Origin of the sequence: Paenisporosarcina quisquiliarum, from assembly GCF_027563315.1 — a bacterium.
Classification (GTDB): domain Bacteria; phylum Bacillota; class Bacilli; order Bacillales_A; family Planococcaceae; genus Paenisporosarcina; species Paenisporosarcina quisquiliarum.
Map to the genome: position 1 here is coordinate 24,041 of NZ_JAMKBJ010000015.1, position 16,561 is coordinate 40,601.

General features: G+C 32.3%; 10 protein-coding genes. 3 read left to right on the plus strand and 7 right to left on the minus strand.

Features of this window, described 5'->3' with window-relative positions:
* Nucleotides 1-8: 8 nt before the first annotated feature.
* Together dndC and dndB are read right to left on the minus strand one after the other, a co-directional pair.
* Complete coding sequence (gene dndC, locus M9R32_RS14025; protein ID WP_269927374.1) at nucleotides 9-1,601, minus strand: DNA phosphorothioation system sulfurtransferase DndC; 1,593 nt, start codon at nucleotides 1,599-1,601, stop codon at nucleotides 9-11.
* Between the two features lies 1 nt (nucleotide 1,602).
* Nucleotides 1,603-2,700, minus strand: coding sequence for a DNA sulfur modification protein DndB (gene dndB, locus M9R32_RS14030; protein ID WP_269927375.1), 1,098 nt, complete (start codon nucleotides 2,698-2,700; stop codon nucleotides 1,603-1,605).
* A 195-nt stretch (nucleotides 2,701-2,895) separates the two neighbouring features.
* Here dndB and dptF point away from each other — a divergent pair, with 195 nt between their 5' ends.
* From dptF to dptH, 3 genes are read left to right on the plus strand one after another with little or no spacing between them, the layout of a single operon-like run.
* Nucleotides 2,896-5,181, plus strand: coding sequence for a DNA phosphorothioation-dependent restriction protein DptF (gene dptF / locus M9R32_RS14035; RefSeq protein WP_269927376.1), 2,286 nt, complete (start codon nucleotides 2,896-2,898; stop codon nucleotides 5,179-5,181).
* Between the two features lie 6 nt (nucleotides 5,182-5,187).
* Nucleotides 5,188-6,594, plus strand: coding sequence for a DNA phosphorothioation-dependent restriction protein DptG (gene dptG, locus M9R32_RS14040; protein WP_269927377.1), 1,407 nt, complete (start codon nucleotides 5,188-5,190; stop codon nucleotides 6,592-6,594).
* Complete coding sequence (gene dptH / locus M9R32_RS14045; RefSeq protein ID WP_269927378.1) at nucleotides 6,575-11,854, plus strand: DNA phosphorothioation-dependent restriction protein DptH; 5,280 nt, start codon at nucleotides 6,575-6,577, stop codon at nucleotides 11,852-11,854. Before dptG ends, dptH begins: the two co-directional genes overlap by 20 nt.
* A gap of 34 nt (nucleotides 11,855-11,888) precedes the next feature.
* Here the strand turns inward: dptH and M9R32_RS14050 are convergent, their stop codons facing one another.
* From M9R32_RS14050 to M9R32_RS14070, 5 genes are all read right to left on the minus strand, one after another.
* Entirely contained in the window at nucleotides 11,889-12,257 is a 369-nt protein-coding gene (locus tag M9R32_RS14050) for a hypothetical protein (protein WP_269927379.1), read from the minus strand.
* Nucleotides 12,258-12,261: 4 nt separating this feature from the next.
* The gene (gene dndD, locus M9R32_RS14055) at nucleotides 12,262-14,277 is read right to left on the minus strand and encodes a DNA sulfur modification protein DndD (protein WP_269927380.1); all 2,016 of its coding nucleotides are present in this window, start codon (nucleotides 14,275-14,277) and stop codon (nucleotides 12,262-12,264) included.
* A 10-nt stretch (nucleotides 14,278-14,287) separates the two neighbouring features.
* The gene (locus M9R32_RS14060) at nucleotides 14,288-14,473 is read right to left on the minus strand and encodes a DNA modification system-associated small protein (protein ID WP_269927381.1); all 186 of its coding nucleotides are present in this window, start codon (nucleotides 14,471-14,473) and stop codon (nucleotides 14,288-14,290) included.
* Nucleotides 14,474-14,682: 209 nt separating this feature from the next.
* A complete protein-coding gene (locus M9R32_RS14065; protein WP_269927382.1) occupies nucleotides 14,683-15,672 on the minus strand; it encodes an HNH endonuclease domain-containing protein in 990 nt (329 codons plus the stop codon).
* A 364-nt stretch (nucleotides 15,673-16,036) separates the two neighbouring features.
* A complete protein-coding gene (locus M9R32_RS14070) occupies nucleotides 16,037-16,303 on the minus strand; it encodes a hypothetical protein (RefSeq protein WP_269927383.1) in 267 nt (88 codons plus the stop codon).
* Nucleotides 16,304-16,561 lie beyond the last annotated feature (258 nt).

Below are 16,561 nucleotides of genomic sequence, written 5' to 3' on the forward strand. Positions count from 1 at the left end.
CCTCATTTTCACAAATGTAAGTAGTCTTGTTTCAAAGTCTTGCCGATTTCTTCCATTAAACCTCGTCTTACTTTATAGCCTGCATAGTCTTTTTCAATGGAGATAAGTTTTTTCATAACTTTTAGATCAATTTTGTATTGATCACATAAAAGCTCTAAATCGGATATTTGTTCTTTGTTAAATAGTGGTCGATCGTCTATTTCCCAGTCATAAGAGAGACCTATAATGTTCTCGTAGATAGCAGGTATAGAATCTTCCCAGTTTCCAGTTTTAAACCATATTTTACGTATAGCCTTAAGTTCTTCTACACTGATCAGTTCGTAGTGTGGATCGTCAGGATGTTGAAGATATTTTTGAGCCATTAATAATTTTTCTAAAATTTCTTTTCTTGTATCTAAATTAAATGGTCCTAGACCTAAAAGTGCATGTTTTGTGACAATCTGGCCATCTAGAGATTCTTCTTCATACTGCACAAGAATTTTATGATCAATTTTATTACTAAGATCTATATTATTGTTTGCTACATATGTTTTTAGATCATTTTTCTGAACTATTGTATATTCATCAACCGGTATATAGTGCTTAGCTCTGCTTGACTTTTTGGGAATCAAAACTTGCTTTTTCCCGTCCTTTTCTTCTATTTTAACTTCTTTAAAATAGACTTGGCCATTCATTCGATATTTCATTCTTTTTGTACGATCATCTCGGATAGAAGCCAACCAGTTTCTGAAGTCTAACAATGGTTTCATCCAATCGTGGCCACTTTGTATAAAACCAGTAAGTGCTTTATCTTCATTTACAACAGTACACACCCAACAGCCAAATCGACTGTTCCCACAAGACCCAGCACTTTCTTTTATAGATTTATCAACGATTAATGGACATTCCCCGCTACTAGAATCTTGATATAATCGATGTAAATCAAAATTGTCATCTCCCCAAGGCGAGGGATGGTTTAATAGGTAATCCCAAACATCATCCAATGCAAACGTACGAATTGGTGCATATACAAATGCATTTGAAAGTGTAGTATGTTTCATAAATAGTTTTCCTTCCACAGTATGGGAACGAATCACATTACCTCTTGTTGTACTTTCATCTTCTCGCACTCCAAGAACCATTACTACTTCTCCAAAAGAAGAAACTTTATCCGTAACAAACTGATTTGCTGGATCTATCTTTAAGCGGTCAGTACACCATCTGAACTGTTGGTTAGGAGAGGGATACCCTCTACCAATAATATTTACCCAAAAGGATTGATCTACTTTCGGTTTTACTTTATGAGTTTCAAAAGGCAAGTCTCTATTTAAAGCCTCATCTTGAATTCTTCTCAAAGTTTGATTTATTGAATTAATTATTAAAGGTGTCTCTACCAAAGTATCTGATGAGATGATATATACTTTTTTGTGAAGCTCTTCTTTTTTCATTTCACTCAAAGCCTCAAAAACCAACTGTACAACAACAGTAGAATCTTTCCCCCCACTATATCCTACTACCCATGGTCGATCATCCATTTTATAAGCTATTTTTATTTGAGTTTTAGCTTCTTGAACGATATTTAATTTATTTGTGAATAAATCGCTAATTAATCCAGCGCTCATTTCATTCAACTCCTTTATTAAACTTATCTTCGTTTTGCTTTTCTGTGTCAGTTAAAGGTAAACCTATAAGCTTCTTAATTTGAATAGCCGTCAACTGTATTGTCTGGCTTGTTTTTTGTATACGACCATTATGATTAAAAGCACGACCTAACCATAGAGAGTTATTTGTCCTATGCCAATCTATTTTTGACAATTTTTTTATATAATTAGTCCAATCATCTGAGTGGTATTCACGTAGATATTTTCCAACCACTCCTAACGCTTCAACAAAAACCGCATGTCCAACAATATAATTAGCACGTAATTCTCTTGTATTAATCTCTTTATTTAAAACAGAATTCCATTCAATTATCGAGTTACATAATAAAGACCAAAAATCATACACAAACTCCTCATCTTTAATGGAGATATTCTCACCCTTATTTTTACCTAGTAACTTCAAATTAGTATTATAGATATGATTCAACGCTAATATTTTTGGGGAATTCTTAGATAAAGAAACCCTTTCCTTATCGGTGTATCTTGTTAATAAAGGAATCTTAGCAATTATATCTTTTGTAATGATGGATAATTTATCACGATGATCATATAAAATCCCAATTGATGAAGTGGTGTTTACCGCATGTCTATTTAGATCGGAAAATATTTGCTGCGATTTTTTTAACCCATCGTCATGAAAAAATACAACAGATATTGTCTCACTCCCTAATTCTGGAGACAACTTTAATGCTTCCTCAATAGCTGCTCGACGGTGCTGCCCATCATTAATTAAAAAGCGTGCGTCTAAAGCAATCCTTAATTGTCCTAAATCCTTTGAATTAGCAGCTTGATTAAACGGAGTGAAATTAAGTTCACCATCAACAGAAGCAGTAATTGAAGAAAAAACATAATCATTTATATTATCTACAATGTAGTTGGTCATTTCAGGAATTCGAGCCTTGTTAAGAATTCTTTGAGAGCGATGCTCCGGTGGAATCTCATCTTCATCAAATAAAAATATTTTCGGTATAATTCTGAGTGGACACATAGCAACAAAATATTCCTTTCCTGCTTGGATACCTCGGATAGCAGGGAAATTATAACTAAAAGTCGCGTCCAATGTAATAGCCCCCTTTTACGTACGTAATATTTAATAATAGTATAAGACCGTTTTGCAAAAAACACAAGGAAAAAGACGAACCTTTATTCGCATTCCCAAAAATTAGCTTGTCATTATAACTTAACTTCCTTATTATTTACAATCCCCTATGTTAAAATGTTATTAATACAAATGAAATTTTGGAGTTGATAATTGATGAACTTCAACGGAGGTTTTTTAAACTTTTTAGAAGACAGTAGCCCTATAGGAGCTCAGATTGCAAAAAAAATGGAAGATCTAATATTCGAGGACCCAAGTAGTTCAATTATAAAAGCTCGAGTTTTTGCAGAAGAAATTATTTCCCAAGTATTTAAACATGAGAATTTAGAGGTTTTTCATCTATCGTTAAACGATAAAATTTCATTCCTCTCTAAAGAAGGTTACTTTGAGAGGGATATACAAAGATCTTTTGATATTATCCGCTTAGCTGGTAACAAAGCTGCGCATGATGGGCAATTTAATGATATTACAGAAGCATTTAAGCTGCATAAAGAAATGTACAAGATTGGGGTATGGTTTTATGAGGTTTATTCTCTTGAACAGCAATTAAAAATACCTTTATATGAAATACCTCAAATAAAACCAAAAGAAAATATAGAAGACATTGTTAGAAAACAAATTGGAGAACTTATAGGTTTAGTTAATTTTAACCAATTGAAACGTAATAGTTCTGTTCGAGCAGACCTTCCTAAAGCTAAGATAAATGAAAATATAGAAACATCAACAAATATTCTCACTAAGGATTTACAAAGTGATCAAAGTTATTTATTGAGGGAACTAACTCGTTTGAAGGACTCTTCACAAGAAGCTATTGAGAATGCAAGTCAATTTAGTACTTTTAAAGACTACATGCACGTTGACCGTAAGATCCAATTAGATCTTGAAAATATTTTAAACACTAGAGATTCAAATATGGGAAATCTCATTTTATTATGTGGTAGTGTTGGAGATGGAAAATCCCACTTATTAGCCTATCTGAAAGAAAAAAGACCAGAGTTAATAAAAAATTACACTATATACAATGATGCTACAGAAAGCTTTTCTCCAAATAAAGACTCAATGGAAACGCTAGAAGAAATATTGAACAATTTTTCTGATGAGAAAATCAACTTTTCTACAGATAAAATAATCCTCGCAATAAATATGGGTGTATTGCATAACTTTATTTATAGAAAGCATGAAAATTATACCTATAATAATCTAAAAATATTTGTCGAAAATAGTGAACTATTTTTAAACAATATAACTGCAAGTTATAGCAGAGGAAATATCGATTTATTAAGTTTTGGCGATTATCATTCATACGAACTTACTGTAAATGGACCCACATCAACATTTTATTCTGCTTTGATTAACAAAGTTTTTAGTCCTTCTTCAAATAATCCGTTTTATTTAGCTTTACAAGAAGACGAAGATCGACATCTTAATACAATCGTTCATGAAAATTATAAGTTTATGCAAAACTCATTTGTTCAAGAACAAATTATACAACTTATAATCCAAGCAATTATAAAGAAAAAATTAGTAATTTCAGCGAGAGCCTTTCTAAATTTTCTAGCAGATATATTAATTCCCGATGAAGTTGTTAATAGAAAGCTTCTAAATGATTTTGAAGTATTAGAACAATCACTGCCAAACCTTTTATTTAATAGAAGAGAGAGATCGATCATTTTGGAAGCAGTCAGCCAATTAGATCCCATCCACTATAGATCCGTTTACACTGATCAGCTAGCCGTAAATTTGAACACGCTTAGTAATTGGACTCCTATTATTAATGAGTATATTCAAGAAGAAGTATCAAACAAATGGTTAGTTCCAATTATAACGGACAATAATTTAATTAATCACTCTTTTAATATGTTTTTTGAGTTTTTTGTTCGATTAAATTACTTAGTTAATAAGGAATTTTCTTCTTCAATTAGCACCCATAATTATAAAGATTATCTTAATAATTTATATTTCTTTAATATTGGCAATCTGCAACATATTAGAAATGTTTATGAAGAAATTAAATCCGCTATTTTCAAATGGAAAGGAAGTCCTAAAAGGGATTTTATATACCTTAATAATCCATCTGAAAAGTTTCGATTATCTCAGAAGTTAAACTTAAGCCCAACTTTGGAGCATCTTTCAAAGAGAACTGACGAGTCAATTGATACTTTCAAAACTTCGATTGTCTTGGGTTATAAAAATGGTGAGAATTCAGACAACATATATTTGGAAATTGATTTCCCACTATACCAACTGCTTAGAAAGGTTCAGACTGGATATCGACCAAATAAACAAGATGCTGAGGATGGGATTAAGTTTGTAGAGTTTATCGAAAAGATATATAAATTTGGAGATAAAAAGAAAGAAATGCTTGTTCATTTTCCACAAGATAATAAATTTTACATGGTTAAACGTGATGATTTTGGATCATTTGTATTTGAAAGGGAGTAATAATTAGTGGTGCAAACTACTCTGGATCTAGAAAAGTTAAATAATCTTCTTAGTAAAGGAAATCATGAAACTGGTGAAGTATTAGATGTGTTGCCCTTTTTATCAAAAAGAACTAGGAAAATAAAGGGGCAATTTAACAAAGTCCTTGGTGAATATATTAGAAATATCTGTGAGGTTAAACTTGATGAAAAATCATTAAAGAGAAATGATGATTTTTATTCCTCTCAAGAAGAAAACGAGTTAAGTGAACATATTGCCAGTAGTGTCGAATTTAATCATGACGACGATAAACATGACTTTATTCGATTTATGGATCACTACTTATTTAACCAAGAAGAGATCAAACCGATACATCCATTTTTGTTTAATTTTATAAAGATTGATTCTAATTTAAATGAATTTGGGAAGTACTCTCATTTTATGAATGACGTTTTAGTCAGAGGCAATAGGGAAATTAAGAATATTTTCAAAAGTAAAGAAACCGATGATATTCTTACTGAATTGATTTTAAACAAGATGGACGTATTAAAAGAAGTAAAGCAGGAAAAAAAGGAACAATATCAAGCTTTATTTGAACCTCTTACAAGTCTATATCAAGAAGATATAATTTATCTTTCTCAGTATAAAGATTATTTTTTAACGTCTTTCCCTTTATTGACTCATTATTATGTTTTCATGTACGCGTGCCAGTTAGTCTTTAATTTTGAGCGATTTACTGATAGTACTTTTGACGAAGTACATCCATTATATTTCACACTTGAATGGGAAAGTGTGAGTAAAAGAAGAAAGGCTGCGGGTGAACTTGAGGGACTAAGGTATATAAAAGAAAAAGCTATAAACCTTTTTCCTCACATTCACACGATCTCTCATCTCAACCACAATTCTCTTAATCCACCGAATTCAGAAGGAAAGAGATCTTTTATTCCATATTACGAATTACAACAAAAGATTCAAGCGATGGGACATGAATATGAAAAAGATTATTTAAATGAATTAAAGCGATGGATTGTTGAGTATTCCAGACTTAAAAACATTGAACCTAAAAAAGAACCTGAAGATTTAGCTGCTGCCTTTAAAGCTTTATTTCAATGCTTAAGAGAAGGTATGAGCAGTGAAGTTATTGATAAATACGGGAAAAATTTAGAAGATTTAGGCTCAGGTCAATTTATAAAAAGTCGAGGAAGTACAGGGCAAGTCTTTAATATTAAACATGATTTCCTTCTTCTTTTAACAGCAATATCCGTGAAAAACAAACGGATTCCCCTTAATGATCTATTCCTAGAATTTCGTAAAAGAGGAATAGCGTTAGATAGATATTCTAAAAAAGAAATCATAACTTTATTGGATAAGTTAAACATTCTAGACAAAAAAAGCGATAGTGGTGATGCTCAGTATGTCAAACCAATTCTTTAAATATATATCCACATTAATAATTGAACATTTTACTCGAGAGGGTATAAAATCTGGAGATAGATATTATCTTCAATTGGATAATGATTCTGATGTGGAAAAACTAGTTAATGGAATGAAAGAAAATGATTCGCAAATTTTTATTTATAAGCATGAACTTGGTGATGAATACTATACTTTCTCACTCCCACTTGGTGAAGTGAATTTAGTTGTGGCTAATACTTCTGAAGTTGTAAAACCGGATTTCTTAGTAACGTTAAGAAATTTAGTAGGTGAGCAGAAAGGCATTTGGAAAGATACTGCACTAATTAGTATAGTTTCGGAACAACTAGATTCAATTCAAGGAGGTAGCAGTGATTTGCAAAAAGAGGGCATGCCTCTACATCCTAACTCTCTTTTCGTAAGTTTAAAAAACAAGATAGAAAATAGCACTCTTGAAAAAACAGATCAAATTATTTTATTGGATAATTTAGATAGTCTCCTTAAAGAACAAGTTTTTCTTAAGATAAACTTGTTCGATTTTGAAGATATATTTTCTACGTTAAATAAAGGCAGAATTAGTGATAAAGAATACTACAAATTCGGTCTCTTTAAAGATCCTGATTTAAGTACCTTTAACGGTAAAGAACAAAAGAAACGAATTGAGGAAAACAGAGACTTATTTGATTTTGTGAAAAAAGTTCATAACTTTGGATTAGATAAGGAAGAATTAGAAAATCGATTCAGTCCAACAGGTGCAAATGAATTAATTGCAGAAAACTGGATGGAGATGGAATTTCCTAAAGTATTTAAACATCACAGTGATTTTATTAACTTAAATAAAAAGACAAAAATCGATTTAAACTCCCTTAAGGTTTTGGATAAATTAATTCTCTGGAACAAACCTTTAAGTGAAAAAGCTAACGGAAAAAGAAAAAGAAATATCGTTATTTTTAACCCAGATGGCAAAAAAGAAGTAGATCTTCAAATGGGTTTCAGTTTAGTAGGAAGTTCAAAAAGCCTATCTTCCCAATATCTTAAAATTCCCAGACATTTTACTGCAGATTTAAACGTTAAGGTTATGTTGACAAATTTAACTGCAAAGATTAAAACTGAACCTTACAAACCAACTTTCGTACGGTTCTCATATAAGCATGATAATAAAGCAGCTTTAGGAGCAGAGTTTTCTATTGCGGTTTTACCTATTGACCCTATATATTTGGATGAATATAAATCAAGTTATTTAATCGATGCAGATAATGGTCACATACAAATTCAATATGAAGACGAAGAGTTGCATTTTGGCAATGGTTTAGTCAGTAAAAAAATAGAGATTAAAGAAAATAATCAACGCACTGCCGTATCGCAAGACGAAAGACTTACTATTGTTCCTCTACCAGAAGCTTATAATGATGACGATGAATTAAAAATTACAATTGATTTTGATCAAGTAAGCATCCCTATTATTTTTAAAAATGAGTTACCGGAATCTCTGCCAATAACCGGTCATCGATTATGGAAATTGATACGAGAATCTGGCCAAGATATTCAATGGATTAAAGAGAATAACCGATTAATACTTGAAAACAGAGAGTTCTATTTTCATTCAGAATACCGTGAATTTTTTGAGTGGGAGAGTTACTGGATCGAGAAAGGTCTAAAACATGCAAAATTCGAGTCAGGTCAGCTCATCTCACAAAATATTAATTTAAGTGATAATTTACGCGAGGCGTATAGTCGTCTAATAACTTACTTTAAAATCAGTAATACCATCCCTAGTTTATGCACAATAACGGCGGATTTAAAAGCCCGTGCTCAAGAGTATATAAACGAATATCAAAATGAAATAAGTACTTTTAAAGATGGATCTCCAGCTGGATCAAAAGGAAGAGATATATTTAAATTAGGAACAATTGTTTCTAATGAAACTTTGTATTTTACTCCACTACACCCAATTATGCTCGCATTTAAATTAAAAGTTTATGAATTGTTGAATACAGAGGAAATTGAAAACAGTATTTTAAGCCGTATTACCCCTGATTCACTCGTTCCATTTTTATATGACGAAAAAACACTTTTTAAACCCGAACATCAGCAAGCGGTCATGGAGTGGTTAACTTTTAAACCAGTGAATCAAATTTCTGTATCTGATGCTAATCAATATCTAGCTAAAGTAGTTAGTGATAAAATATCACAGTTCAAAGAACATTTCTCTTACTTATTTATTCAACTATCTCAGGCCCCTCTTCAACTTAATGTTATAAACATTTCGAATGATATAGAGGTTGTAAGAGGGATTTTACAATGGATGTTAGAGGAGATTAAAAAAAATGGTGCCGAAAATTTAAAACCAATAGAAGTAACTTTATACAAAGATGAGAATGTAGAAAGCGCTTTTGAAATTTATGCCCGTACAGATACAGTTGAACAATTTGAGGAATTATTCCAATTAAGGTTAAACAAGATTAAGGACATGGATTCAGATGATGTACTAAGAATAATAAGAGAAAAACTTTTCTTTTATAGCCAAGAGCCAAGCTCAGACTTTAGATATGCACATATTTCTTTTTATAAAATGCATGCCCAAGAACATCATGCTGTTCAACCTATTAACGATATGAATACCGGTTTAGCAATCGAAGGCCTTTATTCTAGTGTCCCTTCTATGAGAGACGAGGAAACTTACAAGAGCGGTTTCGGAACTAAAGGTTATAGTAATAGCATAGAAGATCTTAACTACCTAACTACTGTAGCTTACTATTTTAATGAATTGGCAGCAAATTTGCGGAATGGTGGGAATGATAGCTACAGAAAAGGGGAAGCCATTTTATCTCGTATTACTACGGCAGATGAAGTGACTTTAGAAAAGATTTTCAAATCTTCTTATTGGGTAACGTTTGTTGACCCATCTGTGGATTTAGAATTCTTTAATAAATACAATGGTAATTTAGTTGTAATTCATTATAGTGATCAATATTCTTCGTCAAGTCGTTTTGATGCCATTACAGTGACGGATAAATCTCAACAATATTATGCTGTAATCAAAGAGTTTCTTATTCAAAAGAATGTAGAAGGAACCGACGAAAATGTTCTTAATACAATCAAAGCCTTTAATACTTTTAATGGTGAATGGTTATTAAGAATCATTGGAAGCAAGGGACATTTTGATAGAGAAAAATTAAGTATAATATCTGCTATAAAATATTCTGTTTCTTATTTTGATCATCCTAACATCTTATGGATTCCCATCTCTCTTGAAGAAGTTCTGCGTGTAGCCGGTGTGGTAGGATTAAGCAAAAGTGAAGGTGTTTTTACTGCAAAAAACCTTCAAATGAAAGGAAGCAAAAGCGACGACTTGCTATTAATCGGTTTAGAAATTAATAATGGGCAAATCGCTCTTCACTTCTATCCTATTGAAGTTAAAATCGGTTTAAATAAAGGTGAAGTCTTAAATAAAGCAAGATCACAAGTTAAAAACACTAAGAATATTTTCATTGATGCATTAACGGGAGAAATGGGAGAAACTTTTTCTGGGAGATTTTATCGTAATTTCTTCGCTCAACTGGTCATCTCCAATGCAAAAAAACTCGAGCAGAGTGACTTCTGGATTGAAAAAAATTATTCACTCTCTGATGTAGTCATTGAAAAATTATTGAAAGATGACTATATTGTTTCAAACAGTCTATCTAAATATATCGGTGATGGCGCAATCTTATCTTTCCAAAAGGATGCTTATCATCGAAGTGCTCTATTAGAGGATGAAGTTTTATTGTTAAACCTTACAGAAAAAGATGGATATGAAGGCTTAATAGCATCAATAAAACAGATGAGAACATGGATGCATGAAGAACAAAATGATTTTATTAAGGAAGAAATGCTGTCTAACATATATAAAGTAGGGACAATCTCTCCAGCAATAAAAACAATAAGTGTGCCACTAACTACATCTGTAGAAAAAGGAATGTATATTCTGAATACCGACACAAATGTTTCAGACAAAATGCCAGTAGAGTCTCCTAGCATTGATGATACTCTGATTGAAATTGAGGTCTCTGAAGGTTTAGATAATGATTCTCCCGATAAAGAAAGTATGGGTAATTCCATCGAAAAGGAAGATCCTATTATAGTTCCAGTGAACGATGAAAAAACGGACTCTATTCCACTTGAAAAGTTACGAATTAAAATTGGCCGAGCTGAAAACTCTAGTAGAGAAATATTCTGGGAATATGGAAATAATGGATTAGCTAATAGACATTTATTGATTTCTGGAAAATCAGGGCAAGGAAAAACATACTTCATGCAATGTTTACTTTTGGAAAAGTCAAAATTGGGTATCCCAAGTATTGTGATCGATTATACCGAAGGATTCTTACCTAATCAGTTAGAACCAGAATTCGTAGAATATTTAGGGGACAAAATAAATCAAAAAATTGTATACAGCGAAAAGTTACCGATAAATCCTTTTCAAAGAAATATACGTGACATTGGCGGTATACAATTACCTGAATCCAATACAGATGTAGCAGAACGCATAAAAAGCGTATTTTCTGCTGTCTATAAAACATTAGGCATCCAACAGCTTAACGCGATCTATGAGGCTGTTTCTAAAGGATTAGAATTATATAATAGTAATTTAAATTTAGTGAAGTTGAAGCAACTTCTCGAGGAGGATGGTTCTAGTTATGCTAAAACTGCTCTTTCTCAAATAAGACCATTAATCGATCGGAATCCCTTCAGTCTAGATAACGGGATAGACTGGAAGAAACATATTGAGAGTAATGGCGAAATCTATATTATTCAATTAACTGGTTTTCCAAGAGATGTACAATTAATAATTACTGAATTTATCCTATGGGATTTATGGAATTATTCTGTAAGATTTGGTAATAAAAACGAACCAATTCCAGTTATTATGGATGAAGCACAGAATTTAGACCATACAGAAAAGTCTCCTTCCGCGAGAGTATTAACAGAGGGTAGAAAATTTGGTTGGTCTGCTTGGTATGCAACACAATTTCTAAAATCACAATTAGATATTGATGAACTGGCTAGGTTACAAAATTCATCTCAAAAGGTTTATTTTTCACCACCAGAACAAGAGCTATCAAATATAGCTTCTAGTTTAACTAAAGATGCTCAAGAAAAAAAACACTGGGAAAATAAATTGAGCTCTTTAAGAAAAGGCCAGTGTATCGTTCATGGACCAATTCTTCAAGACAATGGTGAATTATCCAACCCCACGGTAACGGTTGTAAACATAATTCCTCTTTCTGAGAGAATATAATAAAAAAATTCCCACCAATTTGGTGGGAATTTTTTTATAAAATACTTAAGCGGAAGTCTTCCAGAGAAGTTTTTCCTTCATATTCGTGTTTAAGTGTGTGTAATCCTTTTTCAATAAATAACAACATATGTTGATGCAAGTGTTCTTCATCTAAAGGCTTTTGGACCTCGTTTAAAATAAGATGCTTAAATAACAAATATTCCTTGTCTTTTATTATATTATCTGGAATTGTCCATTTGTTTTTAGAATTAGAAAACGTCTCTAATACTGGTCCATTTGAAACTGAAATACCTTTTGCAAGAGCTACCTTGACAGCCATTGGTCGTTCTACTTCTAAAATCTCAACTATCAAATCAAGTATTTTCTTACCCTCTTCTGATAAGTTCATTCTGCGATTAGACATAAATTCACCCTTTTATAAAATCGAAATAACCGTCTCTAATAATAGTATATTTTTTTGTTTCATTGTAATCCAACATATATTGTTTATAAGAATGTTCTTCCATCACTTTGATGTACTCTTTTGTAATTTCTGTATCTGTTGATAAAATAATTACTTGTTCACTTAGTTCTTTATAATAATAATTTATCAAGTGATTTCTATGATAACTATCAAGTCTTCCTAAAGGAGTATCAATAACAATTGGCAGAGACAAATCAGAAGCCTTTGTAAGAGCCCAAATTAAAGCAGAAGAAATCATTTGCATTTCCCCTGCAGATCGCTCTTCTATACTAATTTCCTGCATTTTATCATTATAAAGACGTATAGAATAAGTTTTAATATCAAATTCGATATTTCCAAATTCATCTTGTTTTCTAAACAATTTTTGTAGCATCTTAGAAAATTCTTCTTTTATTAATGTCGCTTTCATAGTAGTAACTTCAGCAACATATTGTTCCAAAGTATTTATAATTTTGCCCATATCTTCTTTTGTTTTTTGAAGATCTTCTAAACTGCCATCTTGATCAGCTAATCGCGAAACTTGATTTTTAAGATTGGTTCTTTCTTCAATCTTTAAACTTAATTTCTTCATAATAGATTTATACCTCAAATCAATTTCACCCAGTTTTTTTGTGAGCAAATCAATTTTATTATTTTCTTCATCTAAATCTACTGATTCTGGTGCGCTTCGAATTTCTAATTCTAGAGAATTAAGACTCTGTTGTAATTTTTCAATTTCATTAATATATTTAGTGACTTGAATTTCATCTTTAATGGGAATATTAGCAAGATGATTATAGTCATTATTTGATATATCATGAATTTCAATATAATCAGAAGAAACATTATTTTGAATTGAATTTTCTTTTATCCATATTTCTTCTCCAAGTTCTTGAATTTGAATTACTTGTTCTTTTGTTAATGCAGGGTCAATATTTTTATTAAGCAGCTGACTAATGAAATTACGATATGGTGTTAATGAAGCATTTTGAAGGATCCTTCTATGGTTTATTTCATTTTCGAGTTTTAATTGTTTTTTAAGTTTGTATATTTTTTCTCTTAATATTATATTTATTGTATATTTTTGTAAATAATTTTCCAACTCATCTTGTTTGATTTTAAGTTCTGTTTCAACTCTTGATTGTTTTTTAACAATCACTTCACGAGATTTTGAATTTCGTGACATTTTTGCATTACGTGCTTCTTTTGTTGCATTAATTAACTTATCAAAATTTCGAATCTCTGCAAGATATTTGTCCCTTTTAACTTCTAAATTATTTATTTCTTGATCTATAATTTCTAAATCATTCTTAATATTCTTCAATTTAACAACACTAACTGATTTTGCAATCTTACTCTCAACGGAGTTTTTGTAAAATTGTAAATCAGATAATAGTTGCTTATATGCTTCCATGCCAGTAATTTTATGAATTGCTTCTTTCATTTCATGACTATTTTGCCTTAATATGATGTCCTTAATTTCTTCTCCATCAAAAATAAAAAATGGAGCTGCATGATAAGGAATTATTCGGTCAATAAATTTATTGTATACTTCAATGTTATCTATTCTTGCCTTTTTAGATAAACTAGACCCTGGTTTTTTTACTTCTAGGTTTCTTTCCTCATGTGTAACTCTTTTATATTTATCAAAAAACCATTTTGCTTTTAAATTCCATTCTTCTCCAGAATCTGTTTCCAAGACTAAAGAGAGCGAGCATTCCAGACCTCCTTCCTCGAAGAATGTGTTATTTATTACATTGGAGAACAATCTTTTATGTTCGGTTTCACTCATGCCTCTTTTACCAAAAAGAACATATAGAATTGCTTTAAGAATTGTTGTTTTGCCAGCCCCGTTCAGGCCACCTACTAAAATAATATTTTGACCTTTTTCATCTCTAATATTTTTCGGAATAAAAAGATCAATTTCTTGAATGCCATAGTAGGTTTTATAATTATCAAATACTAATTTTTTTAATAACATTGTTTATCACCTACTTAAGTTTAGTATGGTAGTTTATTAATTCTTGATACTCTTTAATTCTTGTACTTTGATTTACATTTTCATAAGAAAATTTATTACTTGAAGTAATTAATTCCTGTGCAAGAGCAGTCGAAATATTTTGTTCCTTGCAAAGTTTATGTAATAGTTCTAATTCTCTTCTTTTACTTTCTTTCATATATCTCACCTTATTTCTAATAATTTCGTTGGTCTGAAAAGATTTAAACAGTGATAATTTTAGTGAAAAACACATTCCATTTTACAATTAATACAATTTTATCATAAATAGACAGACCAAACTCATAAAATTCCACAAATTGGTATTTACTCAGTATTAACTTATTCGATTGGAAACTGTAAAAGCCTTCTCTAGGAACCATTCTGAATTTAACTTACCGGCGCCCACCCTTTTTCAAAACCATTTAACTCAGCATATTTGTATAGTTTCACAAAGTGGATAAAGTCATAGCTCTCCATGTACTGCTTCACATACACGTCTCCTACTTGCTGGAATAGACGGTTGCGTTCATCGATTTTCTCCAAGTATCGCTCAGCTGGTAATTTACTGCCTTTGCTTGAGTTAAGTGCTCCCGTAGTCAAGACGAAGTTCCACAACTCATCTGAATGGACAAAGCTCCATGGGACAAAGTGATCCACTGCGATTGATTTTTTCCCTATGTCTAAAGATCTTCCGGTATAAAAGCAGCTACTCCCTGAATTCTCTACCAGCAATTGTTGGAACTGGAGCAGTGACTCTCGTTGTGTAATGTTTTCGATTTCCTCCAGCAATATCCCATGCGTCACAAGCGAATTTTTCTTCTGAAGAAACTTCGCGAGTTCATAATTCACCAATTTGAAAACCGTTGTTTGGTACTTTAAAAGAAATCCATATCCTGAAGGGGTCAGCTTTACTTTGCGTTCTTTTTTCACAAACCCATACAGGATTCCATCTGTATCTGCAAAAAGTGCTCCCACTACATCTTTATGAATTATATTTCTTTCAATGGCTTTTACAAGCACCCCTTTGACTTCTTCTGGAATCGAGTCGAAGGTTACGCCATCGGGAATCGATTGCACTTCCTTAAACAGCAGTAATTCTTTTTCAATTTGGGTGCGGGGACCTTGTGTATAACCGTTTCGCACCACCAAATTCCAATAGAGCTTCGCAAACGATTGTGCGAGCATATTAAAGTGGATTTCCAAATCTCCATTCGACTTGTATAGATTTTCAATGATAGCCCTAAGCAACGCAAACTTGTAGGAAGTCGTCTTCTTCGCTTGTGGAGAAAGTACTTTCATTATTGCTGTCCAAATTTGATCTTCTGAGACGACATGATATTGGCCTGCCCCTTCTTTTAATTGCCATCCTTGACTCAACTTTTTCACCCCACTCTACTGGAAAATCTAATTAACTTTATCCTAGCATACCTTCAATAGGTTAGCTTTCTCAAGAATAGTCATTATACATAAAAGATAATGAAAGCAGTGAGTTGCCGAAATTGCATCTTCGGTTGCTTCCTCTTTATAAAGAAAGTATCTATTCTTTCGTCCACCAAAACCAAAATACTAGTCGAATAAAGGTTAAAGAGTTGAGAAGGACGGACCCCAGCCGCTGGATTTCCGATAAGAAAAAGAGGGACGAATGAAGTGACCAGGTCACTTCATTCATCCCTCTTTCATTCATGCGATTATGGTGCATCCGAGTGCTGTCCATAGCAACCCGGAAACATACCCCCTATCCTCAACTGCTCATTTGACTAAACGTTTTCAACTTCTGCAAATAAAAGTTCTCGGCTTCTTCACGACTTCCAACTAGATAGTCTTCCTGTGTGATGCGTCTTGCCGATAAAATGCCCTTCGCTTTTACTCCTGGCATGTGCTGCGCATCTGTCATGACATCGAGTAAGGTGAAATCTGCAGGTTTGATTAAGTGTCTGGCTACACTTACTTCTTTCCGTAAGCCAACGTGGCCGTATCTCATGATGACTTTCCAGTAGGACCATTCCATCGTTCTCCACTCCCTTTCCATCGGTTATGTGAAACGTTTCAGCTTCGCTCAATACTGATTGAATATTCAGTCTTATCATTAAAGGATATTCTAATACCCCTTTCAGAAGAACCTTTATCATGGAATTCACTGATTTCGGTTTTCAAAGGAGTTCTTTTCTGGTTAAGAACAACAAAGAGCAGCTGAAATTGTATCTTCAGCTGCTTCTTTTTTGTAAAGTGAGTGACCATTGTTTCGTTTACCAAAACGCCCTTGAAG